Origin of the sequence: Paucibacter sp. M5-1 (genome assembly GCF_027498415.2) — a bacterium.
Taxonomy (GTDB): Bacteria; Pseudomonadota; Gammaproteobacteria; order Burkholderiales; family Burkholderiaceae_C; genus Roseateles_E.
The window spans coordinates 1418805-1443280 of record NZ_JAPZLM020000001.1 but is presented as its reverse complement, the minus strand read 5'-3'; the positions used below and the strand labels follow the sequence as shown (position 1 = coordinate 1443280).

The window sequence follows — 24476 nt, the reverse complement described above, 5'->3', positions numbered from 1 at the left end:
TCACGACCATGCCTCAACTGGAGTCGATGCTGACCTGCCCTGAGTGTGGCAACGCCAAGCGTGAGCTGATGCCGACTGACGCCTGTCAATTCTTCTACGAGTGCGAGCGCTGCAAGACAGTGCTGCGGCCGAAGGCCGGCGACTGCTGTGTGTTCTGCTCGTACGGTTCGACCAAGTGTCCACCCATGCAGTTGCAGCAGAGTTGCTCAAGCTGCAGATCCTGACGCTCGCCAAGGGTGCGGCTGCCACTCGTCAATCCGGCTTGCCGGATGTGCTGGCCGTCGACCGATCATGTCGCGCTGATACACACACGGGCGGTCGCCCAGACCTTCAATGGCAGCAGGTCGGCTGGGGCGGCGGAGACACCTTCATCCAGAAAGATGGCATCAACCAGGACTTCGGCGTGTTCGACAGCCCTGACGAGTTCTATGTCCGCCACGGTACCAATTTGAAGGGCGTCAAGCGTTGGCTGTTCCAGCATGTCATCCGCCGGAAGATGAATGGCAACGTTGCGCGAATCCGCCAGGGCGCGACTACGCGGATCGCATCAGGCGGTCCGGTTGGGGCCATCCCCACGGGGAAAGACCAACCCGATTCGGGTGACGCCAGCCGCTGACTCGGCGAACGCGCGGCCTCCATGCATGCGTGCGATGGCCGCAACGATGGCCAAGCCCAGGCCATGGTTGCGATCAGCATGGGTCCGTGAGGGGTCGGCTCGGTAGAACCGGTCGAACAGCTTGGGCAGATGTTCGTCCTCAATCGTCGGCCCCGCGTTGTGCACGGCGATGGATACCTCGCCGGGACTGTGACTCTCAATATGCACGAGCACAGCCGAACTGGTCGATGCATACCGCGTGGCATTGCCCAACAGGTTGGACAGGGCTCGCCTGAGCAGTCGGGCGTCCACCTCGGCAGCCGCGTCGCCCAGCACTTCAGCTTTCAGCCCTGCGTCGAGCAAGGCTGCTTCATGGAACTCAAGAACCTCCACGGCCAGAGCCCCAAGGCTGGGAGTCCAAGCACGTCGGGCCGGCACGCCCCGATCGGCGTTGGACAGGAAGAGCATGTCGCCGACGATGCTGGCGAGGCGGTGCAGGTCTTCGAGATTTGATCCCATCGCCTCGCACAGTTCTTCGGTGCTGCGCGGCTTGCGCAGCGCCAGCTCGCAACTGCTGATCAGCGTGGCCAGTGGCGTGTTTAACTCATGGGCGACATCAGCATTGAAAGCCTCCATTTGCCTGTAGGCCGCGCCAATGCGATCCAGCAGCGCGTTGAATTGACCGATCAGGGGTTGCAGTTCGTTGGCCTGCCCAGATCCGTCGAGACGTCGTTCCAAGTCCGTCGCGGTCACCTGTCGGGTCTGCTCTACCAGCTTGTGCAGAGGCGCCAATCCGAGTCGGACCAACAAGAACCCACCTGCGGACACGGCCAGCGCCCCTGCGAGCGCCGCGAGTGCCAGCGTCCAGGCCAAGCGGTCAAGCAAGGCCTCATCGGTGCGCTTGTCCAGCACCAGCACAGCATGGGCAGAACCGCCCGCATCCGGTGGCAGTCGGATGTCGAAGACCTTGCGTTTGCTGTCGGACAGCCGAGGCTGGCGCCCGGAGGTCTCAAAGATGAGTTGGCCATCGCCGTTGACGAGGCGTAGCGACAGTTCGTCGTGACCAGCCAGGAAGTCCTTCAACAGATGGCGTACGCCGGCTAGGTCATGGGCGCCTCGCCCTTCGCTGAGCAAGTGCTCTACCGCCGCCTGCTTCTGCACCAGCGTTTCGTCCTGTCGTTGAGACAGCGTGACCGCGATCACGACATAGACCGCCGCGCACACCAAGCCCAGGCCCAGCATGGTCTGCAGGGCCAGCCAACGTGACAGCCGGCCGCGCAGGCTGGCGGTCCTGGAGTCCATGCTCACGGCTCCCGTGCCTCCAGCACATAGCCCATACCTCGCACCGTGTGCAACAGCGGCCGCTCGAAGGGCTGATCCAGCTTGCTGCGCAAACGCCGCACCGCCACCTCCACGACATTGGTCTCGCTGTCGAAGTTCATGTCCCAGACCTGCTCGGCCAGCTCAGTGCGCGACAGCACCTCGCCCTGGCGCCGCAGCAGCAGGCTCAGCAGATTGAACTCCTTGGCCGTCAGGTCCAGCCGCTGGCCCGCGCGCGTGGCCTTGCGGCGGATCAGATCGACCTCCAGATCGGCCATCCTCAGCGAGCTCGCCTCGCCGTGGCCGCGAGCGCCGCCGGCGCGACGCAGCAAGACCTGGATGCGCGCCACCAGCTCCGAGAAAGCAAAGGGCTTGACCAGATAGTCGTCGGCCCCGCTCTGCAGGCCTCGCACCCGGTCCTCGACCTGGCCACGGGCAGTCAGCATTAACACCAGGGTCTGTTTGCTCTGGCGCAGGGCCGCCAGCACGGCCAGACCATCGATGCCGGGCAGCATGCCGTCGAGAACCAGCAAGTCATAGTCGACCTCGGTCGCCATATGCAGACCGTCGATGCCGGTATGGGCTACGTCGACCACATAGCCTTCCTCGCTCAGGCCCCTGCGCAAATACTCGGCAAGCTTGAGTTCGTCTTCGATGACCAGAATTCTCATGGAGGTCGATTTTGCGGCCTGGCCGGAAAGACGAACATTACGTGTTTGTCATCTCGTTGTTGGATCAATGTCGATGACAGCTTGCCAACGCTGCCGAGAGGCAAGCGCTGCTACTTGATGGGTTTCAGCCCTCGGCTCTTGAGCCAAACATGATGACGGCCATCCCGAGGAAGCAAATGCCGACGCCGATCCAGTCCGTGGTGGTCGGGGTGATCTTGTCCACCAGCCACAGCCAAAGGATGGCGACACCGATGTACACGCCACCATAGGCCGCATAGATACGGCCAGCCGCTGTCGGATGCACAGAGAGTAGCCAAGCGAACAATGCCAGGCTGATGGCAGCCGGTACCAGCAGCCAGACGGGCTTGCCCTGCTTCAACCAGAGGTAGGGCAAATAGCATCCGACGATTTCCGCCAGTGCGGTCACGACGAACAATCCGAAAGTCTTGAGCAGTTCCATGCACCACATTTTCCCCTGCAGATTCGGGAGTAATGCTTGCCGCCTTATCGTTTGAGGTTCTGCGCCGACGGGCAAGGTTCCAACATGACGGATTTGTCATCTTGGCGTTGGCTTGGTGTTCGCAATACTTGAATAGAGTTGTCTCCGCAGATCCGGAGTTGGCTGCGCCCTGCGGGGTGCTTGAGACTTCGGGAAGAAATTCGCGACGCGTCGGCTCGAAATGGGCAGGTCATTTCAGGATTTGCCGCAAGCGTCGGCGCTTCGCTACACTCCCGCTCTATGCAACGTATTGTGTTGGTCTTTTTGCTGCTGCTCCTGCCCGTCCAGTGGACATGGGCGGCTGCCGCCAGCATCTGCCGGCACGAGTCCAGCATCCACGCCAATCATTTTGGCCATCACGAGCACCGGCACGATCACCAGCCCGGCGTAATCGCTTCGGTCGATGCCCCCGACGACACCCAGCAGCAAAGCGACAGCGGCGTCCATGCCGACTGCGCAACCTGTCATGCCGCCGTGCCCGGCCTGATGATGCAGTCCGCCACGGTGGTGAGCGAGCCCTTGCCGCCCCTGGCTTTCACGCCCTACCAGCGCTCCGTCACCAGCGGCGTCCCCGAGCGCCTGATTCGCCCGCCTCACGTCGGCCTCGCCTGACCAGCGGCGAGGCTCGGTTCCGGCTGCCCAGGTGGCAGGGACCGCGCAAAGGATGTGCCTGACGCGCCATCTTCCTCGCCAGCACCGCGGCTGATACCGCAGCGGCCCGCATGCTGCTGCCGACGAGGACACCATGTATTTCCCTTTTCCGACCCTTTCCAGGGCCGTTTCCGGGGCGCTGCGCCCAAGCGCGGCCCTGCCTAGTCTGTGCGGGCTCCTGCTTGCACTGGGTACCACCGGCGCCTGGGCTCAAGCACCGGCTGTCACGACGCTCAAGCAGGCCTTCGATGCGGCCTGGCTGCGCCAGCCCGAAGCGGCCAGCGCCGAGCTGCACCGGCAGGCTGCGCAAGGGCGCAAGGCCGCAGCGCAAAGCTGGACGGTCGAACCGCCGTCGCTGGAGATCTCCACCAAGACGGACCGCCTGAACCGCAACGAAGGCAGCCGCGAGCTGGAAGTCGGCGTGGCCGTGCCCTTGTGGCTGCCCGGCGAGCGCGGCCGCAGCCTTGCCCTGGCAGAGGCGGAGGCTGGCGCGGTGGACAGCCGGACGTCCGCCACCCAGTGGCGCCTGGCAGGCACCCTGCGGGACGCCTGGTGGGGCCTGCACCGTGCTCGCGTCGAAGTGGGCCTTGCCCGCGCACGCCAGGAAGGCGCCGCCCAGTTGGCGCGCGATGTGGCGCGGCGTGTGGCGGCCGGTGAACTCGCCAAGGCCGACCAGCACCAGGCCGACGGTGCCTTGGCCGCAGCCCAGGCCGAGCTGGCGGCCAGCCAGGCTTCGCAGACCCAGGCCGAACAGGCGCTGCGGGCCTTGACGGCCGAGGCCCCGGCCCCCGCGCTGCTGGACGCGCCGGAAGCTGCAGCCATCGGGCTGCCCGAAGAAACCGAACCTACCCCCGCCCATCCGGCGCTGCGCGAGCTGAGCGACCGTGCGTTGATGGCCGAGCGGGCCCGCGATCTCGCCGGGGTCCAGCAGCGAGCCAACCCCGAGTTGACGCTGGCCACCACGCGGGATCGCGGCGCCTTCGGGGAGCGCTATGGCCAGACGGTCACGCTGGGGCTGCGTTTTCCGCTCGGCGCCAGCGGCGTCAACCAGGCCAAGCGCGCCACCGCAGGTGCTGAACTTGTCGAAGCCCAGACCCTGTTGACGCTGGAGCGCCAGCGCCTGTCCGGCGAGCTGATCGGGGCGCGGGCGCGGCTGTTGGCCGCCCAGGCGGCGACCGAAGCGGCCAGCCGGCGTGCCGGGCTGGCGCGCGAGACGCGCGGCTTCGTCGAGAAGTCCTTCCGTGCCGGCGAAACCGACCTGCCCAGCCGCCTTCGGGTCGAGTTGGAGGCCTTCGAGGCCGAGCGCCAGGCGACGCTGGCCCGACTGAACGTGAACCAGGCCATCTCGGCCCTCAACCAGGCTCTGGGCCTGCTGCCGCAATGAACCGCCCCCAATCTTTCAGGAAGCAAGACATGACCCTCGCTCCTCGCTATGCGATGCCTATGATCGCCCGACCGCTGGCTGCCGGCCTGCTGCTGGCAGCCTTCTGGATGGCCACCATGCCCGCACAGGCCGGCGATGGCCATGACCACGGCGAGGCCCCGGCTGCTGCCGCTGGCCCCTCGCTGCCCCGTTTCTCAGCAGCCTCCGAGCTGTTCGAGCTGGTCGGAGTTCTCAATGGCAAGCAGTTGACGCTGTATCTCGACCACGCCTCCAGCAATGCGCCGGTCAAGGATGCCAAGCTGGAGCTGGAGCTGGGTGGGCGCAAGCTCAGCCCCAAGACCCACGGCGAAGGCGAGTTCGAGCTCACGCTCGACGAAGCGCCCAAGACGGGCGTCAGTCCCGTCACGGTGACCGTGTCCACCGCCAGCGAGACCGACCTGCTGGCCGGCGAGCTGGACATCCACGAGGAAGCGCATGCGGATGAAGCCCATGTGCACGGTTGGAAGGAATGGGCTGTCTGGGGAACTGGCGGTTTGGCCGCGTTGGCCATATTGGGTTTTGTCGCGCGCCGCCTCTCGGCTGGCCGCGCATTGCGCACCGGAGCTGCAGCATGAAAGGCCTGAATCTCAAGAGCGGCCTCAAGGTCTGTGCACTTGCAGCAGCGCTGTCCCTGGGTATGACGCCCGCGTTTGCCGGTGAGGGTCATGACCATGGCGACGCCCCTGCCGCCACGAACTCGAACGGGCCTCAGCGCCTGCCAGATGGCAGTGTGTTCCTGCCCAAACCGGCACAGCGCCAGATCGGCGTTCGCACGCTGATCGGTACAGAGCAATCGTTGCCGCGCGGCCTGGAACTGAATGGCCAGGTCCTGATGGATCCGAACGCTGGCGGCAAGGTTCAGGCCATGGCGGCCGGCCGCCTGGAGCCCGGACCTCGTGGCCTGCCCACGGTCGGGCAGACCGTGCGCAAGGGCGAGGTACTGGCCTATGTGCTGCCCTCGGCGGGCAGTCTGGAGCGCGCTAACCAGCAGGCCCAACTGGCCGAGCTGCGTGCCGCCCGCACGCTGGCAGAGAAGCGCCTGGCGCGCCTGCGAGACCTCGCCGATACGGTGCCACGCAAGGACATCGAAGCCCTGGAGAGCGAGGTCGCCAGCCTGGGCGAACGGGTCCAGGCGGTCGGCGGTGGGCTGTCGGGCCGCGAGGCGCTGGTCGCACCGGCCAATGGGGTGATTGCCTCCGCTCATGCGGTGGCCGGTCAGGTCATCGATGCGCGGGAGTTGGTGTTCGAAGTGGTAGATCCGCAACGGCTGCGGGTCGAAGCTCTGGCCTACGACGCCTCGGTGGCCAATGACATCGCGGGTGCCTACGTCCCGGTCGGCAGCGGCAAGGTCGCTTTGACTTTTGTCGGAGCGGCGCGCAGCCTTCGCGACCAAGTCCTGCCGATCAGCTTCAAGGCCCAAGGCGACGGTTTGAACCAGTTGGCCGTGGGTCAGCCGGTTCGGGTGGTCGTACAGACTCGCAGCCAGGTGAAGGGGATTTCGGTTCCAGCGGTCGCCCTGATGAAGAACCCCTCGAATCAGCAAATCGTCTGGATCAAGACTGCGCCTGAGCGGTTTGAGCCGCGTGTCGTGATGGTGGCGCCGCTGGATGGCGCGGCTGTGGCGATCACCGCCGGACTCAAAGCGGGTGAGCGGGTGGTGACCGACGGCGCTGGTTTGATCAATCAGATCCGCTAAGGAGCCACCGCAATGTTCAAGTGGCTTCTCGACAGCAGCCTTTCCAATCGGCTGCTCATCATGATCGCCAGCCTCGTGCTGGTGGCCTATGGCGCGTTCACCCTGTCGCGCACGCCGGTGGACGTGTTCCCCGACCTTAACAAGCCCACCGTCACCATCATGACGGAGGCCGGCGGCATGGCCGCCGAAGAGGTCGAGCAACTGATCACCTTCCCATTAGAGACCACGATGAATGGTCTGCCCGGGGTGGAGTCGGTGCGCTCGACTTCCAGCGCCGGCCTGTCTTTCCTCTATGTCACCTTCGACTGGAGCACGGAGATATTCCGGGCCCGGCAGATGGTGTCCGAGCGGCTCGCCTCGATGGAGGAGGGAATGCCCGAGGGTGTCGTGCCGCGCATGGGGCCGATCAGCTCCATCATGGGCGAGATCATGCAGATCGCGATCCCCATCGACACGGCAAAGATCTCGTCGATGGCGGTGCGCGAGTATGCGGACTGGGTCTTGCGCCCGCGCCTGATGGCGGTTCCGGGCGTCGCTCAGGTGATCCCGATCGGCGGCGAGGTGCGCCAGTTCCAGGTGCAGCCCAACACCGTACGCATGTCTGAGCTGGGTATTACGCATGAGCAGCTTGAAGGGGCGCTGAAGGGCTTCTCGTCCAACACCTCGGGCGGTTTCCTGGAACTCAATGGCCGCGAATACCTGATCCGCAATCTGGGCCGCACGTCGAATCTGGACGATCTGAAGAACCTGGCCTTGAGTGCTCGGAACGGGCAGCCCATCCTGCTGCGCCAGCTCGCCGAAGTCACTTTCGCGCCAGCGCTCAAGCGCGGCGATGCCGGCTTCGAGGGCAAGCCGGCGGTGATTCTGGGCATCCAGAAGCAGCCGACAGCGGACACCATTGCGCTGACTCGCTCCATCGAGACGGCACTCGATGAAATGAAGCGTTCGCTGCCGGCCGGCATGGAAACGCCCAAGGTGACCTTCCGTCAGGCCAGCTTCATCGAATCCTCGATCACGACCTTGCAGGGCAAGCTGATCGGTGCCTCGGCCTTCGTGGCCGTGATCCTGTTGCTGTTCCTGGGCAATCTGCGCACGACCATCATCGCCCTGGTGGCGATTCCAGTGTCGATCTTCATCACGGCCCTGGTGTTCAAGTATTTCGGGCTCTCGATCAATACCATGACCCTGGGTGGTCTGGCGATCGCCATCGGCGGCCTGGTGGACGACGCGGTGGTGGGCATCGAGAACGTGATGCGCCGGCTCAAGGAAGACCGAGCCAAGCACCACGACCATCGCCTGAATCCGCTGGAAGTGGTGGCGATGGCGACCATGGAGGTGCGCTCCGCCATCCTCTATGCCACGGTGATCATCGTGCTGGTGTTCGTGCCGCTGTTTGCGTTGCCAGGCATGGAGGGGCGTCTGTTCGTGCCCTTGGGCATTGCCTTCATCGTCTCCACCCTGGCGAGCTTGATCGTGTCGGTGACGGTGACGCCGGTGCTGAGCCTGTACCTGCTGCCGCGCATGAAGTCGCTGGACCATGGCGACACCAAGGTGCTGGCCTGGCTGAAGGCACGTTACCGAGGTGGGCTGCAAGCCACGCTGAAGCGCCCGAAGGCGGCCATCGTGGCCGCCAGCGTGGCGGTGCTGGCCGCGGCCGCGGCCGTACCGTTCTTCCCGACCACCTTCCTTCCGCCGTTCAACGAGGGCACCTTGCTGGTGGGCCTGCGACTGAACCCAGGTGTGACCCTGGCCGAGAGTTCGGCTCTGGCCCGTCAGGCCGAGGTTCTGATCAAGCAGGTGCCGGAAGTGACCCACGTGGGCAGGCGCAGTGGCCGTGCCGAACTGGATGAACACGCCGAGGGCGTGCACGTCAGCGAGTTGGACGTGGGTCTGAAGCCCAGCAGCGAGATTACGCGCTCGATGGACGAGATCAATGCCGACATCCGCTCGCGTCTGGTCAATCTGCCGGCCGCCATCGGCGTCGGTCAACCGATCTCGCACCGCATCGACCACATGCTCTCGGGTGTGCGCTCGCAGATCGCCATCAAGATCTTCGGTGAGGATCTGGACACCCTGCGCGGCCAAGCCGATGTCTTGCGTGCTCGGCTGGCCACCATCCCTGGTGTGGCGGATCTGGAGATCGAGAAGCAGGTGCTTGCACCGCAGATCAAGGTGCGCATCGACTATGCGGCGGCCGCGCGCTATGGTGTGCCCGCACCGCTGATCCTGAGCACGCTGCAGGCCCTGGTCGAGGGCGAGAAAGTGACCCAGATCGTCGAAGGGGGACGGCGCTTCGCGCTGGTCGTGCGCCTGCCCGAGAGTGCTCGCTCGGTGGAAGGGCTGGCCAATATCCTCATCGAGACGCCCAATGGCAGCGTGCCGCTGTCCAAGCTGGCCACGATCGAGGACGGTGATGGCCCGAACCAAGTCAGCCGAGACGATGGCAAGCGGCGCATCGTGCTGTCGGCCAATGCCCAGGGCCGCGCGCTCTCGGAAATCGTGGCCGACATCCGCGCCGTGGTGGCCGAGACCAAGCTGCCCGAAGGCTACTTCGTGACGCTGGGCGGTCAGTTCCAGGCGCAGGAGGAAGCGTCACGCCTGGTCGGCCTGCTGTCGATCGTCTCGGCGGTGCTGATGTTCGTGGTGCTGTTCAGCCGCTACAAGAGCACTCGCTTGGCATTGCTGATCATGGCCAATATCCCGCTGGCCCTGGTCGGCGCGGTGCTGGGTCTGGGCCTGTCGGGGCAGCCACTGTCGGTCGCAGCCCTGGTGGGCTTCATCACCCTGGCCGGCATCTCGGTGCGCAACGGCATCCTGAAGGTCAGCCACTACATCAACCTGATGCGCTTCGAAGGCGAGAACTTCGACCACAAGATGATTGTGCGGGGATCCATCGAACGTCTGAGCCCGGTGCTGATGACGGCGCTGGTGACGGCCTTCGCGCTGGCGCCACTGCTGTTCGAGGCCGAGCGCCCGGGCACCGAGATCCTGCATCCGGTGGCGGTCGTGATCTTTTCCGGACTGATCAGTTCCACCCTGCTGGACACCTTCTTGACCCCGGCGATGTTCTGGCTGTTCGGCCGGCGCGACGTCGAGCGTCTGATGAATGACCGCGACGCCGAAGCCTTCTGACAAGCATCCACATTAACCCAACCCTGAGAGGAAAGAAAATGAAGAAGACCCAATTGCTGTTCGTCAGCGCCATTCTTGCAATCAGTTCCAGCGCCTTCGCCGCAGATAAGCATGACCACGGCCATGAACACAAGCCGCTGCACGGGGGTGTCGTGGTCGAGGCCAGCGACATGGACTTCGAGCTGGTGGCCAAGGCCGATCAGATCAGCCTGCATGTGCGCGACCATGGCAAGCCTGCCAGCGTGCAAGGCGCCAGCGCCAAGCTGACCCTGCTCAACGGCAGCGAGAAGAGCGAGGTGCAGCTGGCGCCGGCGGGCGACAAGCTGGAGGCCAAGGGCAGCTTCAAGGTGGGCGCCGGCACCAAGGCCGTGGCCACGGTCATGCTGGCCGGCAAGAAGCCGGTCAATGTGCGCTTCGCACTGAAGTAAGGCGATCGCCCTCGATGTCGGCGCAGTGACCGGGACTCCAAGACCATGGCAGCCGACTTCGAGCACATGCGCGCCACTCATGGCGAGTTTGTCTCGTTCTGGCTGGCCGCCGTCGCAGTGATCGGCATCGCCGCCCTGGGTTGGTTCCTCTACCTGACTTACCGGGATTGGCAACGCAAGCGGCAACGCCGAGAGGAACGGCTACAGAAGCGCCAGGAAGCCAAGCGCAGGAGGAAGCCCTCATGAGTGCCGCCTCCCGGAAGCCCCCCGAGACACGCCCCTGGCCGGGGTTTTGGCCGCTGCTGTTCGCGGCCTGGCTGCTGTCTCTGGTGGCGACGGCCGGTGCGCTGTTTCTGGGCGAGGTGATGGGCATGACGCCCTGTGTGCTGTGCTGGTACCAGCGAATCGCCATGTTCCCGCTGGTGCTGGTGCTCGGCCTGGGCCTGCTCGACAGCGATTCGCGCTGTCTGCGCTATGCCTGGCCACTGGCCGGAGCTGGCTGGGCGCTGGCAGCCTATCACTGCCTGGTGTTCTTTGGCTGGGTGGCCGAAGGGCTGGCGCCCTGCGGCAAGGGCGGATCCTGCGCCGATGCCGAGCTTCAGGTGGCGGGGATGGTGCCGATCCCGCTGCTGTCGCTGCTGGCTTTCACCGGCATATTGCTACTGCTGGGACTTGGCAGCTTGAGGAGGAAACAGGCATGAACAAGAAGTGGATCGTCCTTGCAACGCTGCTTGCGGTGGTGCTGGCCTTCGTTACCGGTGTGGTGCTCTTCAAGAACCGTGCGGGACAGGAACTTGCGCGTTCGACCCAGGCCCATGGCGAGGCACTGGTCAGATCCCACTCGCCGGTCTACGGCAATCCGGCCGCCAAGGTCACCATCGTCGAGTTCTTCGACCCTTCCTGCGAGACCTGCCGTGCCTTCTATCCCATCGTCAAGAGCATCGTCGATGCGAGCTTTGGTCAGGTCCGGCTCGTGGTTCGGTATGCGCCCTTGCACCACGGATCCGACACGGCGGTCAAGATCCTCGAAGCCGCGCGCCTGCAGGGCAAGTATTGGGAGGCGGTTGAGCGGGCCCTGGCGTCCCAGCACCAATGGGCTTCCCATGGCAACGCTCAGCCCGAGCTGATCTGGGAACTGATCGGCGATCTCGGCCTTGATATGGCCAAGGCCAAAGCGGACTCCGACGGTGCCGCGATCTCTGCGCTGCTTGGGCAGGACGTGGCCGATATGCAGCGCCTCAAGGTGGACAGGACGCCGGGCTTCTTCGTGAACGGTACGCCCTTGATGGAGTTTGGTGCAGCACAGCTGAAGGCCCTCGTCGAGCAGGAGAGCCGCAAGGCGGGCGGGGTCTCCCGGCCTTGAACATGGCGCAATGCGCGATGACTGGATGTGGTCGAGAATGAAACCACGCCTCAACCTGGAGAAATCGATGACCGCACGCAGCCATTGGGAATCCGTCTATCAGCGCAAGGCCGCCGACTCGGTCAGCTGGTTTCAGCCTCACGCCCGACAATCGCTGGATCTGATCCAGCGGATTTCCGCTGGCGCGGCCAGTAGCTGCGTCATTGACTTGGGCGGCGGCGCGTCCACCCTGGTCGATGATCTGCTGGCCGCCGGGCGCTTCGAGATGTCGGTGCTCGACATCTCCGGAGCCGCCCTCGATGTGGCGCGCACACGCCTGGGCAAGGCGGTCCACCAGGTTCAATGGATAGAGGGTGACATCACCGAGGTCGCCTTGCGTGAGGAGCGTTTCGACATCTGGCACGACCGTGCCGTGTTCCACTTCCTGACCGATGAGGCTCAGCGCCAGGCCTATGTCGAACAGGTGCGCCGCGCGGCGCGCCCGGGCGGCCATGTGATCGTTGCGGCCTTCGGCCCGGATGGCCCGACTCAGTGCAGCGGCCTGCCGGTCGTGCGCTACGCCCCGGGCGAATTGCACGCCCAGTTCGGTGGCGCCTTCGAACTGCTGGAACATCTGCAGGAAGCCCACCACACCCCGGGTGGCGCCATCCAGCAATTCGTCTACTGCCATTGCGTGCTCCACTGAGCCCGGGAAATCCAGTGAATCGACGCTTCGAACCCGGTGTGCTGGCGGCCCTGGGCGCGGCCGTGCTGTTTGGCGCCGGCACGCCGCTGGCGAAGCCGCTGTTGGGGCAGACCAGTCCCTGGTTGCTGGCCGCCTTGCTGTATCTCGGCTCAGGCATCGGGCTCTGGCTGGTGCGAACCATCCGGCGGGCGCCGCCGGTTCGCCTTCCCGCCACCGACCGCTTGTGGCTGGTCGCCGCCATCGTCAGCGGCGGCATGGTGGGGCCGGCGCTGCTGATGCTGGGGCTGTCAAGCATGCCCGCGTCCGGTGTCTCCCTGCTTCTGAATGCCGAAGGCGTGATGACGGCCTTGCTGGCCTGGTTCGCCTTCAAGGAGAACTTCGACCGGCGCATCGCCCTGGGCATGCTGGCGATCGTCGCCGGCAGCGTCGTGCTGTCCTGGCCCGGCTCGGACAGGGCCGCCGCCGGCTTCGAGAGCCTGTGGCCCGCCTTGGCGGTGCTGGGGGCCTGCTTTGCCTTGGGGGGTGGACAACAACCTGACCCGCAAGGTGTCGCTGACCGATGCCAGCTACATCGCCATGAGCAAGGGCCTGGCCGCGGGTGCGACCAACCTGGCCCTGGCCCTGGCCCTGGCGGCCGGCGCTGCCTGGCCCGGACTGGAGGCGGTGCTCGCCGCCGGCACGCTGGGCTTCGTCAGCTATGGGGCCAGTCTCGTGCTGTTCGTGCTGGGCCTACGTCATCTGGGTAATGCGCGAACGGGCGCCTACTTCTCGATCGCGCCCTTTGTGGGCGCCGCGCTGGCGATCGGCCTGCTGGGCGAGGATCTCAGCTGGCAACTCGGCCTGGCGGTGCTGCTGATGGCGATCGGTGTCGCGCTCCACCTGACCGAAAAGCATGAGCACGAGCATCAGCATGAAGCCATCGAGCATGCACATGAGCATGACCCTGATGACCTCCATCACGACCATGTGCATGAGCCGCGCGTTCCCGCGGGCACTCGCCACGCGCATAGGCATCGCCATGAGCGGATCCGGCATCGCCATGCCCACTTTCCCGACATGCATCATCGGCATGAGCATTAATCTGGGTTAGACGGCCTCCCAGACATAGCAGCCACGTGGTCGAAATGGTGTTGAAGGCCCCAAAGAAGTGCTGCGCGCACGCGTTTGGTGAGCGGCGCCCACCAGTCGCTGTAAATGTCAAGAGAAGCGGGGGAACTCCCTAAGTAGACCGCGCTGCTTGCCTTTGTTTCAATGCATGCACTTCTTCTTTACGAACGCATGAAACTCATCGGCTTTTGGCTTCTTTGCTTGGTGGCGGTCCTCGTGCCCGTCACCGCCAGCATTGCCACGTCGATGATGTGCCCCGACGTATTTGTCTCCAAGCCGCAAGCGCGCCAGCAGAAGGTCGATGATGTCGGCCATCGCCAGACGCTTGCATCTGCGACTGGCAAGCACGGCAGCAAGCACCTTGCGTCCGCCAAGAAGGTGAGTGACAAGGCCGTCGATACGGGCTCCCAGTCCAGCGAGCCCTGCTGCGATTTCAGTCCTTGCAGCCATTGCATCAGCTGCGGTGCGAGCGCATCGATGATTGCGCTGGACGCAGCGCCGGTCGAACAGCTTGCCGGAGCCGACAAGCGCATCGCCAGCTCGGCCGCTCCTCGCGCCGAGTTTCTCCTCTCCGGGCAAGACCGCCCACCCCGAAGCGCCTGACCTTGTGTTGTCCGCTGCCGCGGCACGCGGGCACCTTTGCCCCAGCTCAGCAGCTTTGATGCTCGGCTAGGCAGCGCGGCTTCTCCCATCATTTACACCGCCCGACCTCGCGTCGCCATTGCGCGCTATCGAGTCGTCTGTGGTTGCGGGGATGCCATGCAGCCGGCCGCCTCTCCATTGGCTCAAAGGCATATCCAGATTCCAGCATGCCCTGCGCATGTCTGCGAATCACTTCATCCGGATGTACAAAACATGACGATCAAGCTCCACCAGACGGCAGTCAGTGCCGCGGTCCTCCTCTTTCTGAGCAGCGCCCATGCGTAGCAAACCACTTCGGCGCCCGAACCGGCTCAGACCGCTGCGCTCGACAAGGTCCAGATCACCGGCAGCCGCATCAACCTCAAGCAATCCCAGATCTCCGGCGTCGGCCCGGTTACGGTCATCGACTCGGACGCGATTCAGCGCTCGGGCGCCGTGTCTGCGGAAACGCTGCTGCAACGCCTGCCGGCCTCGGCCGGCACGGCCGGCAACCAGACCAGTGCCTACTGGACCGGCAACGGCTATGGCACGACGCAAGTGAACCTGCGCGGCCTGGGCATCAACCGCACGCTGGTGCTGCTCAACGGCCGGCGCGTGGTCAATGGCGGCACGGGTGCGAACAGCTCCGTGGACCTGAACATGATCCCGGTCGCGCTGATCGAGCGCGTGGAAGTGCTGAAGGACGGTGCCTCGGCGATCTACGGTGCCGATGCCGTCGCGGGCGTCGTCAACATCATCACCAAGAAGAACCTCAAGGGTCTTGAAGCGGCCGTCCGCTATGGCGAGACCTCGCGCGGCGATGGGGACGAGTCGGCTGTCGACCTGGCCTGGGGCATCACCAGCGCCCAGGGCTCGCTGATGACGGCGATCAACTATTCGCAAAGCGGTGACGTGAACATGGCCAGCCGCGCGCCCTGCGGTCTGGCCGAAGCGAACGGCCAGCTGGTGTGCTCCGGCAGCTCGGCAACGATCGGCGGCCGCGCCCGTCTGGCCGACGGCCGACGCGTCAACTTCCGCCAATCCCTGGACTCGCCAGCCGGTTTCTACGAGACCTACTCTGCGGCCAAGCACAACTACAACGGCAATCCGAGCCTGAATGCCGTCAACCCCATCAAGCGTCTGGGCCTCAGCACCTTCGGCACACTGAACCTGAGCGACAAGACCCAGCTCTTCACCGAACTGCTCTTCTCGCGCCGCGAGTCGAGCCAGTTGGCCACACCGGGTTCTTTGGGGGTTTACCGTCCGATCAATATTGCGGCCGACCATCCGACGAACCCGACCGGCCAGGCCCTGGTGCTTGAGCGGCGTCGCCTGGAGGAGGCGGGCGTGCGGGACTTCTTTCAGGAGTCCAACATCTTCCGCGCGGTGGCCGGCGCCAAGGGCAGTCTGGGCGAGAACTGGGACTGGTCCGTGGCGCTGAACTGGGGCCGCAACACGGGTACGGACGGCTCCACCAAGGTCGCGAACCTGGACCGCGTCGAACAGACGCTGGACCGGACGCGCTGCAGCACGGCCGCCAACGCCGCCATTCCCTGCGGCAACTACCTGGGCTATGGCAACCTCACGCCCGAAGTGCTGCGCTACATCCTGACCACGACGCGCGACACCGGCGGCAATGATCAGAAGAGCATGAGCGCCAGCATCAGCGGCCAACTGTTCGAGCTGCCCGCCGGTCCGGTGGGATTTGCCTCGGGCCTGGAGATCCGCAAGGAGGGCGGCTGGCGTGATCCGGACAACCTGACCGTCATCGGGGCGGCCAACACCAATCGGCAGGACCCGATCTCCGGCGAGTACACCGCGCGTGAGGTCTTCGCCGAGCTGTCGGTGCCGCTGCTGGAGCGCAAGCCGCTGATCCAGTCCCTGACCCTCAACACCGCTGCGCGCTATTCCGACTACAGCCTGTTCGGCAGCAAGAGCACCTACAAGATGGGCTTGGACTGGCAGGTCGTCCCCAGCCTGAAGCTGCGCTCCAATGTGTCCTCAGCCTTCCGCGTGCCGAACATCCCCGAGCTGTACGGCGGTGTGTCCGAGGGCAACCTCACGACCACCGACCCCTGCAGCGGCTGGAGTGCCTTGCCCACCACGTCCGTGGTTTCGCAGAACTGCCAGGCCGCCGGTGTGCCGGCGGGCTTCCGGCAGCTGGGCAACACCATCCTCACGACGGTGGGCGGCAATCCCAAGCTGGAGCCCGAGGATGCAAAGACCTTGACCGCCGGCATCGTGTGGTCGCCGATCCGCCCGCTGACGCTGACGCTGGACTACTACCGGATCAAGATCAGCAACGCGATCCAGAGCGTGGCGGGATCGACCAAGCTGGCCACCTGCTACAACACCCCGGGCCGGGCACACATCTTCTGCAATGCTTCCAGCTTCACCCGCAACCCGGCCACCGGCGAGATCGATTTCCTTTCCTCTCAGCCGGTCAACGCGGCGGACGAGCGCATCTCCGGCATCGACCTGGGCGTGCTCTATGACTTCAGCGTTGCGGGCTGGAACGCCTCCCTCGGCACCGAGCTCTCGCATCTGAAGAACTACGAGGTGCGACCCTTCCCGGGCGCAGCCGCCATCGACTACACGGGCAAGATCACCGGTGGCCGTGGCAGCTACACCCAGTGGCGCTCGCTGAGCACGCTGACGATGGCCAAGGGCCTATGGTCAGGCTCGTACACGGTCCAGTACATCGGCTCTGCCGACGACATCAATGCGGCACCGACCGACATCGGTGCGCGCGCGCCCGCCATGACTTACCACTCGGTCCAGGCCAAGTACGCGGTGAACAAGTCCTTTGACATCGCGCTGGGCATCGACAATCTCTTCGACAAGAAGCCGCCTTTCATCAAGAGCTATACCGACGCGAACACCGACACGATGACCTACGACCTGCTCGGCCGCCGTTGGCATGTGAGAGCCGGCTACCGCTGGTGATCCACCGAGCGTGAGCGGCGGGCGCCGGCCACGAGCCGGCGCCCGCCGATGGTCCATCGAAAGCTGTGAGACAAAGCTTATGAATCCTTCCTTTTGGGCGCGCAAGACTCACAAATGGATCGGCCTGGTGATCGGGGTGCAAGCCCTGCTGTGGATGATCAGCGGGGTCTACATGACCGCGATGTCGCTGGACGTTATCCACGGCGACCACCTGGCCCATGTTTCTGACGAACCCCTGAAGCGCGACAAGCCTCGCGTCGATATCGCCCGCATTGGCGAGCTCTACCCCGGTTTCGAGGCGTTGAGACTCAAGACCTTCATCGGCAAGGAGGTCTACGAGGTCCGACATGGCGGCAAGACGCATCTGCTCGATGCCCGTGACGCCACGCTGCTCAGCCCCTTGAGCCGCGAGCAGATCCTGGAGCGCGCGAAGGAGGTCTACCAGGGCGAGGCCCAGGTTCGCGAGGTGACCTGGGTCACGAAAGCACCGCAGGAGGTCGCGAAGCGCCCCGTCCCCATGTGGGCCGTTCGCTTCGACGATCGCGCCGACTCGACCTTGTACTTCTCGCCCAGCACCGGCGACCTGCTGGCGCGACGGCACGACCTGTGGCGCTTGTTCGACTTCCTGTGGATGCTTCACATCATGGACTACGACACCCGAGCCGATGTCAACAACACGCTGCTGCGCGTCGCGGCCGGCTCCGGGCTTGTGTTCGCGCTCAGCGGCCTGTGGCTGGTGTTCTACAGCTTCCGCCGGAGGAACCAGGTATGACTCAGTGGCTGAAGAAAATCCATAAATGGCTGGGCCTGCTGATCGGCCTGCAACTGCTGCTCTGGATGGCCAGCGGCGTCGTGATGAGCTTGTTGGATGCCGAGAAAGTGCGTGGGCGCGAGTTCCGCGTCCCGCCGGCGGCAGGTGTGGCCTGGCCCGCGCAGGCCTTGCCGGTCAGCCAGGCACTGAAAACGGTTCAGCTCGATGCGCAGTCGGTCTCGACCGGATGGTTGGGCCAGGAGCCGGTCTATCGGCTCGCCACCGACCAGGGGGTGAGGCTGATCAGTGCCTTGCGCGGCACCGAGATCGTCCTGGACAGCGACCTGGCGCAGCGCCTGGCACAGGCGTCCTATCGCGGACCCGGGCAGGCCGGCCCGGCCGAACTGCAGCCGCCATCGCTGGAGACTCGGGCGCATGTGGGCAAGGTCTGGCGCGTGCCGTTCTCCGATGGCGACGACACCACGGTGTACCTGTCCCAGCACGGTGACGTCCTCGAGCATCGAAACAGCACTTGGCGGCTGTTCGATTTCTTCTGGATGCTGCACATCATGGACTACACCGGTCGCAAGGACTTCAACAATCCGCTGGTGGTCAGCGCCGCCGTGGGTGGGCTGTGGCTGGCGCTCAGCGGGACCTGGCTGCTGTTCACGAGCTTCCGCCTGGCAGACTTCATTCCGCGGCGCTTGCGTGCCAGCAAGTCCCTGCAGGTCTTGTCGCTCGATGGCTCACGGTTGCGCACGTTGCGCGTGGCCTCCGGTGACACCGTGTTCGTCGCGATGGGCAAGCAGGGCCTGCAACTGCCATCGAACTGCGGCGGCGGTCAGAGCTGCGGCCTGTGCGAGATCAAGGTCTGTGGCAACGTGCCGGCAGCGACGCCCGCGGACCGTGCCCAGCTGTCGCTGGCCAAGTTGCGGGATGGGCATCGCCTGGCCTGCAATCTGCCTGTGACATCCGATCTGGAGATCGAGGTATTGGGCGGCGTGGAACTGTGGAGCCAGCACGGGGCGCGGGTGGAGAGCGTGAACGCGCTGTCGCCAACCCTGCGCGAAGTGGTCCTGGTTCCCGACGAGCGTGCCGACGCGGCCTACAGGCCGGGGTCCTACATCCAGGTCATCGTGCCGGCCTACCAGATGTCCGGGGCTCAGATCGAGCTTCCCGAAGCCCACCGCACCGCATGGGCGGCCTGGCGCCTGCCTTCGAGCTGGGGGAACAGCGCGCCGCTGCGCCGCTCCTATTCGCTGTCGGCCCCGGTCGAGCAGATCGATGGGCGCATCAGCCTGCTGGTGCGCTTCCTCCATGGACCCGCCGACGCGTTGCACCACCCGCCTGGCAAGGGCTCGTCCTATATGTACGGTCTGAAGCCGGGTGACCGGATCCAGTATGCCGGCCCATTCGGCGACTTCGCGCTGCATCCAGGGCAAAGGGAGAAGGTGTTCATCGGCGGAGGCGCCGGCATGGCGCCTTTGCGCGCGATGATCCGGTCGCTGCTGGAGGGTGGCGCCAAGGAGCGCGTGCACTTCTGGTACGGCGCACGCACACAGGACGATGCGCCCTACGTCGAGGAGATGCAGGCGCTGGCGACCCGGTTCGGCAACTTCAGTTGGCATCTGATCTTGTCGGGCGATGCCGCGCAGCCCACTGGCGCCGGCGATCGTTTGCCCCGCGCACTGGTGCACGATGCGGTGCGTGAGCAGTTGCTGGAGTCGCATGCCAATCTGGCGGCCTGCGAGTTCTATCTCTGCGGGCCGCCGGCGATGCTGAGCGCCACGCGCAAGATGCTCCGCAAACTGGGTATCGCGGATGCGCAGGTCTCGTTCGACGACTTCAAGATCTGAGCGCGCCAGGACGCGGCAAGGCCAATGCCAAAAGGCTCAGGCCTTGCCATTTCTTTTCATCCGATGGCAAGGAAGCCGCAGCAGTGTGTCAGCCGCCATGGCCCTCGCGCAGCAGATAGTCGAGCCGGGCCACTTCGTTGCCGACCGCGGCGATTTGGCGGCCGTCTCGTGCCGCGATGACCTCGCCGGGCCGGAGCATGACGGCGCGCCCATAGGCGTCTTCCTTGGCCATCTTCCCGTTCAGGAAGATGTACAGGGTGGCGCCGGCCGGAAGATCGACCTTGGCCTTGACGGAGCTCTCCAGCGCATGGCTGGCGAATGCCGGCGCGGCTGTGATGGCCAACAGGGTTGAAAGCGAGAAGGCGATGGCGATTGACTTCATGGTCTCAGTCCTTTCTTGAAGCGTCTCGCCAGCGAGATGCTGCGAGCTTGATACAACTCTAGGAAAGGAGCACCGTCATCAAGCGTTCCAGAACATTACAACTCCGTCATCAAGCCAAGCCCGCCTGCGAACGCTTGGCCTGCTCAAGCGCCTTGCAAACCAGAAAAGCTGCACTTCGAATGTGACACACGAAGCCAAGAATTTTTTACGTCTTCCGCATGAGGTCCTGACCATATTTCTGGTGGGCGGCTTGGTCAGTGCCCTCGCGTTGATCGGCCTGGCCATCTTCCTCGGGTACCGTCATGGGCGAAAGCCGGGGCAGAACAGTTCGCGAAAGGAGAAGCGGGCTCGGAAAGGCCGGCGACGGCGAAGGTGACCGGGGCCGTCGAAGCCCAGTTGCTAGCATCGTGCCAGGGAGACCGCCATGAGCGACAACGCAGAACGACCGCAGGAACCGCAGCCATCTGTACAACCCTGGATCGGCGGTGCTTTAAGGATGCTGCGCACTACGGATGCATCGCTGCAATCCATCGGACGTGTTGTGGGTGCAGCTTTGCAGGCGCTGCCCACAATTCTCCCAGGGCTACTCCAAGGCATCGAAAGGGTCAATGCCTTTCCGGACGCCGTACAGGAGGGCAGCGTAGCGCTTGCCAAGCTCGGTTGGTTCTACGACCTACAGTTCCCCGCTGCCATTTTCTGGGACATCAGAGACTGGGTCCGCGAAGGTCGGACGGCGGAGATTGATACCTACTTTGTCGAGCACTACGAACGATCTGCCGATGACATCCAGGCACAGTTGCTCTCCACCTACGCGGCCCGGTCGGAACTGCTGGGGCAAGCTTTTAGTGCGGCATCGCAGACCTTGTATTTTGCTGCGATCCCGGTGTTGCTCGCGCAGGCAGACGGACTCTCTGTGGACATCATGGGGGGCAAGCTCTTCAAGAGCGTGAATAGGCGTCCGCAGGCGGCGAGCAGTCTTGATCAGATGCAGTTGGAAAAGTTCACGCTGAAGTTCCTGGCAGCCCTGCAGCACAACGGCGGGTTCAATGCCGCGGAGGAGTACCGGCATGAATTTCCAAGTGCCCCGAACAGGCACGACATCATGCACGGGCGAGACCTTAGCTACGGCACCCGTATGAACTACCTGAAGACGCTTTCCCTTCTCGCTTTCATCGGCCTGCACGTACCCGACATACTTCGCGACGGGCAGGTAAAGGAATCTCCCGGCTAAACCGAGTTGGGGCGCCAATCGATCCGTGCCGCCGAAGGCATCCAGCGCATGACTGCTTTCTAACGCCTGCGCTGTAGACCCTCAAGTGTCAATCCGAACTGCGAGGTCCCCGACTCCAAGCGTAGTACGGACATGCTGCTTGACATTGCCATTGTTGGAGGGATCACGATGCGAGGCATCCCATACAAGGAGCATGTGATGCTGACCTACCGTATCGAAGACATGACCTGCGGCCACTGCGCCAGCACGATCGCTAGAGCCGTGCGTGCGGCTGATGCTCACGCCAGGCTGCAAGTTGATGTTCGCGAAAAGCTGATCCACATACAGCCTGGCGACGCCGACGAGGAAGACCTGGTGGCAGCGATCTCGGATGCTGGCTACCACCCCATCCCGGTGGTCGTCGCCGAACAAGACAGGGATCCCGCGCGAACTACCAGTTGCTGCTGCGGCAGCGGCGAACAAGCATCAGCCGCTGCGGGAATTGTGCGGCCCGGTGCTCAGCGTAAAACCGATACGTGTCGTGCCGTCGGCGGATGAGGCAAAGGGTTCGCCTCCGTGCATGCGCGCGATGGCATCGACGATGGAAAGGCCAAGTCCATGGTTGACGCTTGCCTGGGCCCTGGAGGGGTCCGCGCGGTAAAAGCGATCGAACAGCCTGGGCAGGTGGTCCGACGAGATGGCCGGACCTTCGTTGCACACGGACAGCGAGGCGTTGCCTTGTGGTGCGGCCGCAATGTCGATCTGGATCACCGATCCTGCCTTGGCGTATCGGGTCGCATTGCCCAGCAGATTGGACAGCGCTCGCTTCAGCAAGGGAGCGTCGACCTCGCCTGCGGCATCCCCCTTGATCCGAAGCTGAAGGCCAGCCTCTGCGATGGCGGCTTCGTGGTAGTCCGACACGTCTTGTGCGAGGGCGGCAAGGCTCTCGACTGGCTCTCGACGTGCGGCCGCGCCACTGCTGGCGTGCGAGAGAAAAAGCATGTCATTGACGATGCCGGCCATGCGACGAAGTTCTTCCAGGTTGGACCCCAACAGGTCGAGTGTTGACTCAGGCAACCCAGGCTGGCGCATCGCGACTTCGATGCCGGTCATCAGCGTGGCCAGCGGTGTTCGGAGTTCGTGAGCCACATCGGCATTGAAGCCCTCCAACTGCTCATAGGCGCGGCTCAGGCGGTCCAGCAGCGCGTTGAACTGCTGGACCAGCGGTTGCAATTCGCGCGGCTGCTGGGATCCGTCCAACTGCCGGTGCAGGTTCTGGGCCGCCAATCCTTTGGTCTGCGCGACCAGAGAGCGGACCGGGCGCAGGCCCAGTCGGACCAGGACGAAGCTGCCGGCGGAAACCAGCAAAGCACCGATCATTGACGCGCTCATCAACGCGATGGCCAGGCGATGAAGAAACTGGTCGTCTGCGGCGGTGTCCAAGGCCATGCGGGCAGACAGGGCGCCACCGGCCGACTCCCAGTAGGGATAGGCGAACGCGATCTTCTTGAATCTGCTGGTCGAGCCCGGACGCGACGCGTTGTCGTAGAGCGAACTCCCATCGGGTTTCAGCAAGGTCAGAACCATGTCGCGATGACCCAGGAAGAAGTCGTCGAGCTTGTGCAGCAGCGTGGGCAGGTCACGGTCGCTATGTGCCTCGGCCAGGACATGCTCGACCAGTTCGCGCTTGTGCTGGAGTGATTCCGTCTGGCGAGCATCAAGATCCGCGGCGGCAAACAGGTAGACAACCATGGAAACCAGTCCCAAGCCCGCAAAGGTTTGAGCGGCGAGCCAAATGGAAAGGCGCTCCCCGAGGGCCAGCGATGGCATCTTCATTGCGGTCGCTCTTCCAGTACATAGCCCATGCCGCGCACGGTATGCAGCAGATGGTGCTCAAACGGCACATCAAGCTTGGTACGCAACCGTCGCACCGCGACTTCGACCACATTGGTTTCGCTGTCGAAGTTCATGTCCCAGACCTGCGAAGCCAGTTCCGTGCGTGTCACCACCTCGCCTTGCCGCCTGAGCAGCAGGGTCAACAGACTGAACTCCTTGGCGGTCAGGTCCAGGCGCTGGCCGGCACGCGAGGCTCTGCGACGAAGCAGGTCAACTTCGAGATCGCCAATGCGCAGCGTGGTCTGCTCGCCTGTGCTGCGGGGGACCGCCCTGCGCAACAGAACCTGGATGCGGGCCAGTAGTTCCGAGAACGCAAAGGGCTTGATCAGGTAGTCATCCGCTCCCGATTGCAGGCCCTGGACCCTATCGTCCACGCCCGAGCGTGCCGTCAGCATCAGGACCGGCGTCTGCTTGGTCCGGCGCAGAGCGGCCAGGAGGCTCAGCCCGTCAATCCCGGGCAGCATGCTGTCTAGCAGGACGAGATCGTGGTCTCCCTCCATGGCCAGGTGCAGGCCATCGATGCCGTTGAGCGCAACTTCCACGGTGTAGCCGGCTTCGCTCAGGCCCTTGCGCAGGTAGTCCGCAAGCTTGGCTTCATCTTCGACGACGAGGAGTTTCATGGCGTCATTTTGGAGGCTTCCGGCGCTGAGGTAGATGACGGATTCGTAATGTGGAGGACGGGTTCGCGTTGGGGGTGAATTTCTACAGTGGCTTCCATGGCGTCGCAGAACGACGCCGCACCAGCAAGGCCGAACCGCGGCCGCTGGCTCAAGCGCAACCACAAGGAGTTCATCATGTCGCGCATCAGCACCCCCATCGCCATCGCCGCCACTGCCATCCTGGCTGCGATCTCCATTCCCGCCATGGCCAGCAGCGGCTTCACGCCGGCCAACACCGAATCCGGCGGTGCCTATCACGCCATGCCGGGGGGGAAGACCCGTGCTGAAGTACGGGCAGAGTTGCAGAAGGCCCGGGAGGACGGCTCGCTCGCGAAGATCAACAGCGAGGCCGGCTACGCCCCGGAAGCCGAGGCTGCAGCACGGCGCCCGGCCAATGTTGCGACCTTGCCCCCTGTCAAGCTCGGCGCAGGGCAGATCCAGTTCGAAGCCCCGGCCGCTGGTGGCGGACGTACCCGCGCTGAAGTGTTGGAGGAACTGCGCCGCGCTCGCGAAGACGGTTCGCTGCGCCGAATGAACACCAATCGCGGGTACTAATTCGCTACCCGTGCCGGCCGATTGATCTAA

26 protein-coding genes and 1 pseudogene are annotated in these 24476 nt (G+C 64.5%); 20 read left to right on the top strand and 7 right to left on the bottom strand.

Features of this window, described 5'->3' with window-relative positions:
• Window positions 1-8: 8 nt before the first annotated feature.
• Window positions 9-224: a GDCCVxC domain-containing (seleno)protein gene (locus O5M90_RS06630; protein ID WP_137944466.1), complete on the top strand. Its 216-nt coding sequence runs from the start codon at window positions 9-11 to the stop codon at window positions 222-224.
• On the top strand, window positions 203-616 hold the full coding sequence (locus O5M90_RS06625; protein WP_262969418.1) for a hypothetical protein: 414 nt from the start codon (window positions 203-205) through the stop codon (window positions 614-616). The genes O5M90_RS06630 and O5M90_RS06625 overlap by 22 nt, the downstream gene beginning before the upstream one ends.
• Here the strand turns inward: O5M90_RS06625 and O5M90_RS06620 are convergent.
• The 3 genes from O5M90_RS06620 to O5M90_RS06610 form a co-directional block, all read right to left on the bottom strand.
• Window positions 548-1897: a heavy metal sensor histidine kinase gene (locus tag O5M90_RS06620; RefSeq protein WP_137944465.1), complete on the bottom strand. Its 1350-nt coding sequence runs from the start codon at window positions 1895-1897 to the stop codon at window positions 548-550. The genes O5M90_RS06625 and O5M90_RS06620 overlap by 69 nt on opposite strands.
• A 2-nt stretch (window positions 1898-1899) precedes the next feature.
• Window positions 1900-2586 (bottom strand): heavy metal response regulator transcription factor, encoded by a 687-nt coding sequence (locus O5M90_RS06615; protein WP_137944464.1) that lies wholly within the window; start codon window positions 2584-2586, stop codon window positions 1900-1902.
• 124 nt (window positions 2587-2710) lie between these two features.
• Window positions 2711-3046 (bottom strand): YnfA family protein, encoded by a 336-nt coding sequence (locus O5M90_RS06610; protein WP_137944463.1) that lies wholly within the window; start codon window positions 3044-3046, stop codon window positions 2711-2713.
• Between the two features lie 279 nt (window positions 3047-3325).
• Between O5M90_RS06610 and O5M90_RS06605 the strand changes: the two genes are divergently transcribed.
• The 12 genes and pseudogenes from O5M90_RS06605 to O5M90_RS06550 all read left to right on the top strand — a co-directional run bounded on the left by O5M90_RS06605 (window position 3326) and on the right by O5M90_RS06550 (window position 14173).
• Window positions 3326-3697: a hypothetical protein gene (locus O5M90_RS06605; RefSeq protein ID WP_137944462.1), complete on the top strand. Its 372-nt coding sequence runs from the start codon at window positions 3326-3328 to the stop codon at window positions 3695-3697.
• A 133-nt stretch (window positions 3698-3830) separates the two neighbouring features.
• Window positions 3831-5120 carry a TolC family protein gene (locus O5M90_RS06600; protein WP_137944461.1) on the top strand — a complete coding sequence of 430 codons (1290 nt, stop codon included), beginning with the start codon at window positions 3831-3833 and terminating at the stop codon, window positions 5118-5120.
• 29 nt (window positions 5121-5149) lie between these two features.
• Window positions 5150-5734, top strand: coding sequence for a hypothetical protein (locus O5M90_RS06595; protein WP_262969417.1), 585 nt, complete (start codon window positions 5150-5152; stop codon window positions 5732-5734).
• Complete coding sequence (locus tag O5M90_RS06590; protein ID WP_137944460.1) at window positions 5731-6855, top strand: efflux RND transporter periplasmic adaptor subunit; 1125 nt, start codon at window positions 5731-5733, stop codon at window positions 6853-6855. Before O5M90_RS06595 ends, O5M90_RS06590 begins: the two co-directional genes overlap by 4 nt.
• Window positions 6856-6867: 12 nt before the next feature.
• Window positions 6868-9987, top strand: a complete 3120-nt coding sequence (locus O5M90_RS06585; protein ID WP_137944459.1) for an efflux RND transporter permease subunit — start codon at window positions 6868-6870, stop codon at window positions 9985-9987.
• Window positions 9988-10025: 38 nt separating this feature from the next.
• The gene (locus tag O5M90_RS06580; RefSeq protein WP_137944458.1) at window positions 10026-10415 is read left to right on the top strand and encodes a hypothetical protein; all 390 of its coding nucleotides are present in this window, start codon (window positions 10026-10028) and stop codon (window positions 10413-10415) included.
• A 45-nt stretch (window positions 10416-10460) separates the two neighbouring features.
• The gene (locus tag O5M90_RS06575; RefSeq protein ID WP_137944457.1) at window positions 10461-10661 is read left to right on the top strand and encodes a hypothetical protein; all 201 of its coding nucleotides are present in this window, start codon (window positions 10461-10463) and stop codon (window positions 10659-10661) included.
• Window positions 10658-11116 carry a disulfide bond formation protein B gene (locus O5M90_RS06570; RefSeq protein WP_137944456.1) on the top strand — a complete coding sequence of 153 codons (459 nt, stop codon included), beginning with the start codon at window positions 10658-10660 and terminating at the stop codon, window positions 11114-11116. Before O5M90_RS06575 ends, O5M90_RS06570 begins: the two co-directional genes overlap by 4 nt.
• Entirely contained in the window at window positions 11113-11778 is a 666-nt protein-coding gene (locus O5M90_RS06565) for a DsbA family protein (protein WP_137944455.1), read from the top strand. The genes O5M90_RS06570 and O5M90_RS06565 overlap by 4 nt, the downstream gene beginning before the upstream one ends.
• 10 nt (window positions 11779-11788) lie before the next feature.
• Complete coding sequence (locus tag O5M90_RS06560) at window positions 11789-12463, top strand: class I SAM-dependent methyltransferase (RefSeq protein ID WP_332909493.1); 675 nt, start codon at window positions 11789-11791, stop codon at window positions 12461-12463.
• Window positions 12464-12477: 14 nt separating this feature from the next.
• A pseudogene (locus tag O5M90_RS06555) lies at window positions 12478-13543 on the top strand (DMT family transporter).
• Window positions 13544-13741: 198 nt separating this feature from the next.
• Window positions 13742-14173: a hypothetical protein gene (locus O5M90_RS06550; protein ID WP_440401894.1), complete on the top strand. Its 432-nt coding sequence runs from the start codon at window positions 13742-13744 to the stop codon at window positions 14171-14173.
• A gap of 228 nt (window positions 14174-14401) precedes the next feature.
• Here the strand turns inward: O5M90_RS06550 and O5M90_RS06545 are convergent, their stop codons facing one another.
• Window positions 14402-14581 (bottom strand): hypothetical protein, encoded by a 180-nt coding sequence (locus tag O5M90_RS06545; protein ID WP_269840447.1) that lies wholly within the window; start codon window positions 14579-14581, stop codon window positions 14402-14404.
• Here O5M90_RS06545 and O5M90_RS06540 point away from each other — a divergent pair.
• The 3 genes from O5M90_RS06540 to O5M90_RS06530 all read left to right on the top strand — a co-directional run bounded on the left by O5M90_RS06540 (window position 14552) and on the right by O5M90_RS06530 (window position 19744).
• A complete protein-coding gene (locus O5M90_RS06540; RefSeq protein ID WP_440402510.1) occupies window positions 14552-17137 on the top strand; it encodes a TonB-dependent receptor in 2586 nt (861 codons plus the stop codon). The two genes, O5M90_RS06545 and O5M90_RS06540, sit on opposite strands and share 30 nt — an antisense overlap.
• A gap of 79 nt (window positions 17138-17216) precedes the next feature.
• Window positions 17217-17909: a PepSY domain-containing protein gene (locus tag O5M90_RS06535; protein ID WP_269840445.1), complete on the top strand. Its 693-nt coding sequence runs from the start codon at window positions 17217-17219 to the stop codon at window positions 17907-17909.
• Window positions 17906-19744: an NADH:ubiquinone reductase (Na(+)-transporting) subunit F gene (locus O5M90_RS06530; RefSeq protein ID WP_269840444.1), complete on the top strand. Its 1839-nt coding sequence runs from the start codon at window positions 17906-17908 to the stop codon at window positions 19742-19744. The genes O5M90_RS06535 and O5M90_RS06530 overlap by 4 nt, the downstream gene beginning before the upstream one ends.
• A gap of 88 nt (window positions 19745-19832) precedes the next feature.
• Here the strand turns inward: O5M90_RS06530 and O5M90_RS06525 are convergent, their stop codons facing one another.
• Window positions 19833-20126, bottom strand: a complete 294-nt coding sequence (locus O5M90_RS06525) for a CopK family periplasmic copper-binding protein (RefSeq protein WP_137944450.1) — start codon at window positions 20124-20126, stop codon at window positions 19833-19835.
• A gap of 424 nt (window positions 20127-20550) precedes the next feature.
• Here O5M90_RS06525 and O5M90_RS06520 point away from each other — a divergent pair, with 424 nt between their 5' ends.
• Together O5M90_RS06520 and O5M90_RS06515 are read left to right on the top strand one after the other, a co-directional pair.
• Window positions 20551-21357, top strand: coding sequence for a hypothetical protein (locus O5M90_RS06520; protein ID WP_137944449.1), 807 nt, complete (start codon window positions 20551-20553; stop codon window positions 21355-21357).
• A gap of 198 nt (window positions 21358-21555) precedes the next feature.
• Window positions 21556-21894, top strand: a complete 339-nt coding sequence (locus O5M90_RS06515; protein WP_269840443.1) for a heavy-metal-associated domain-containing protein — start codon at window positions 21556-21558, stop codon at window positions 21892-21894.
• On the opposite strand, the gene O5M90_RS06510 is transcribed toward O5M90_RS06515, so the two are convergent.
• Window positions 21823-23172, bottom strand: a complete 1350-nt coding sequence (locus tag O5M90_RS06510; protein WP_137944447.1) for a heavy metal sensor histidine kinase — start codon at window positions 23170-23172, stop codon at window positions 21823-21825. The genes O5M90_RS06515 and O5M90_RS06510 overlap by 72 nt on opposite strands.
• A complete protein-coding gene (locus tag O5M90_RS06505; protein WP_269840441.1) occupies window positions 23169-23852 on the bottom strand; it encodes a heavy metal response regulator transcription factor in 684 nt (227 codons plus the stop codon). Before O5M90_RS06505 ends, O5M90_RS06510 begins: the two co-directional genes overlap by 4 nt.
• Before the next feature lie 96 nt (window positions 23853-23948).
• On the opposite strand from O5M90_RS06505, the gene O5M90_RS06500 reads away from it, so the two are divergent.
• Window positions 23949-24446, top strand: coding sequence for a DUF4148 domain-containing protein (locus O5M90_RS06500; RefSeq protein ID WP_440401892.1), 498 nt, complete (start codon window positions 23949-23951; stop codon window positions 24444-24446).
• The last annotated feature ends 30 nt before the right edge of the window (window positions 24447-24476 follow it).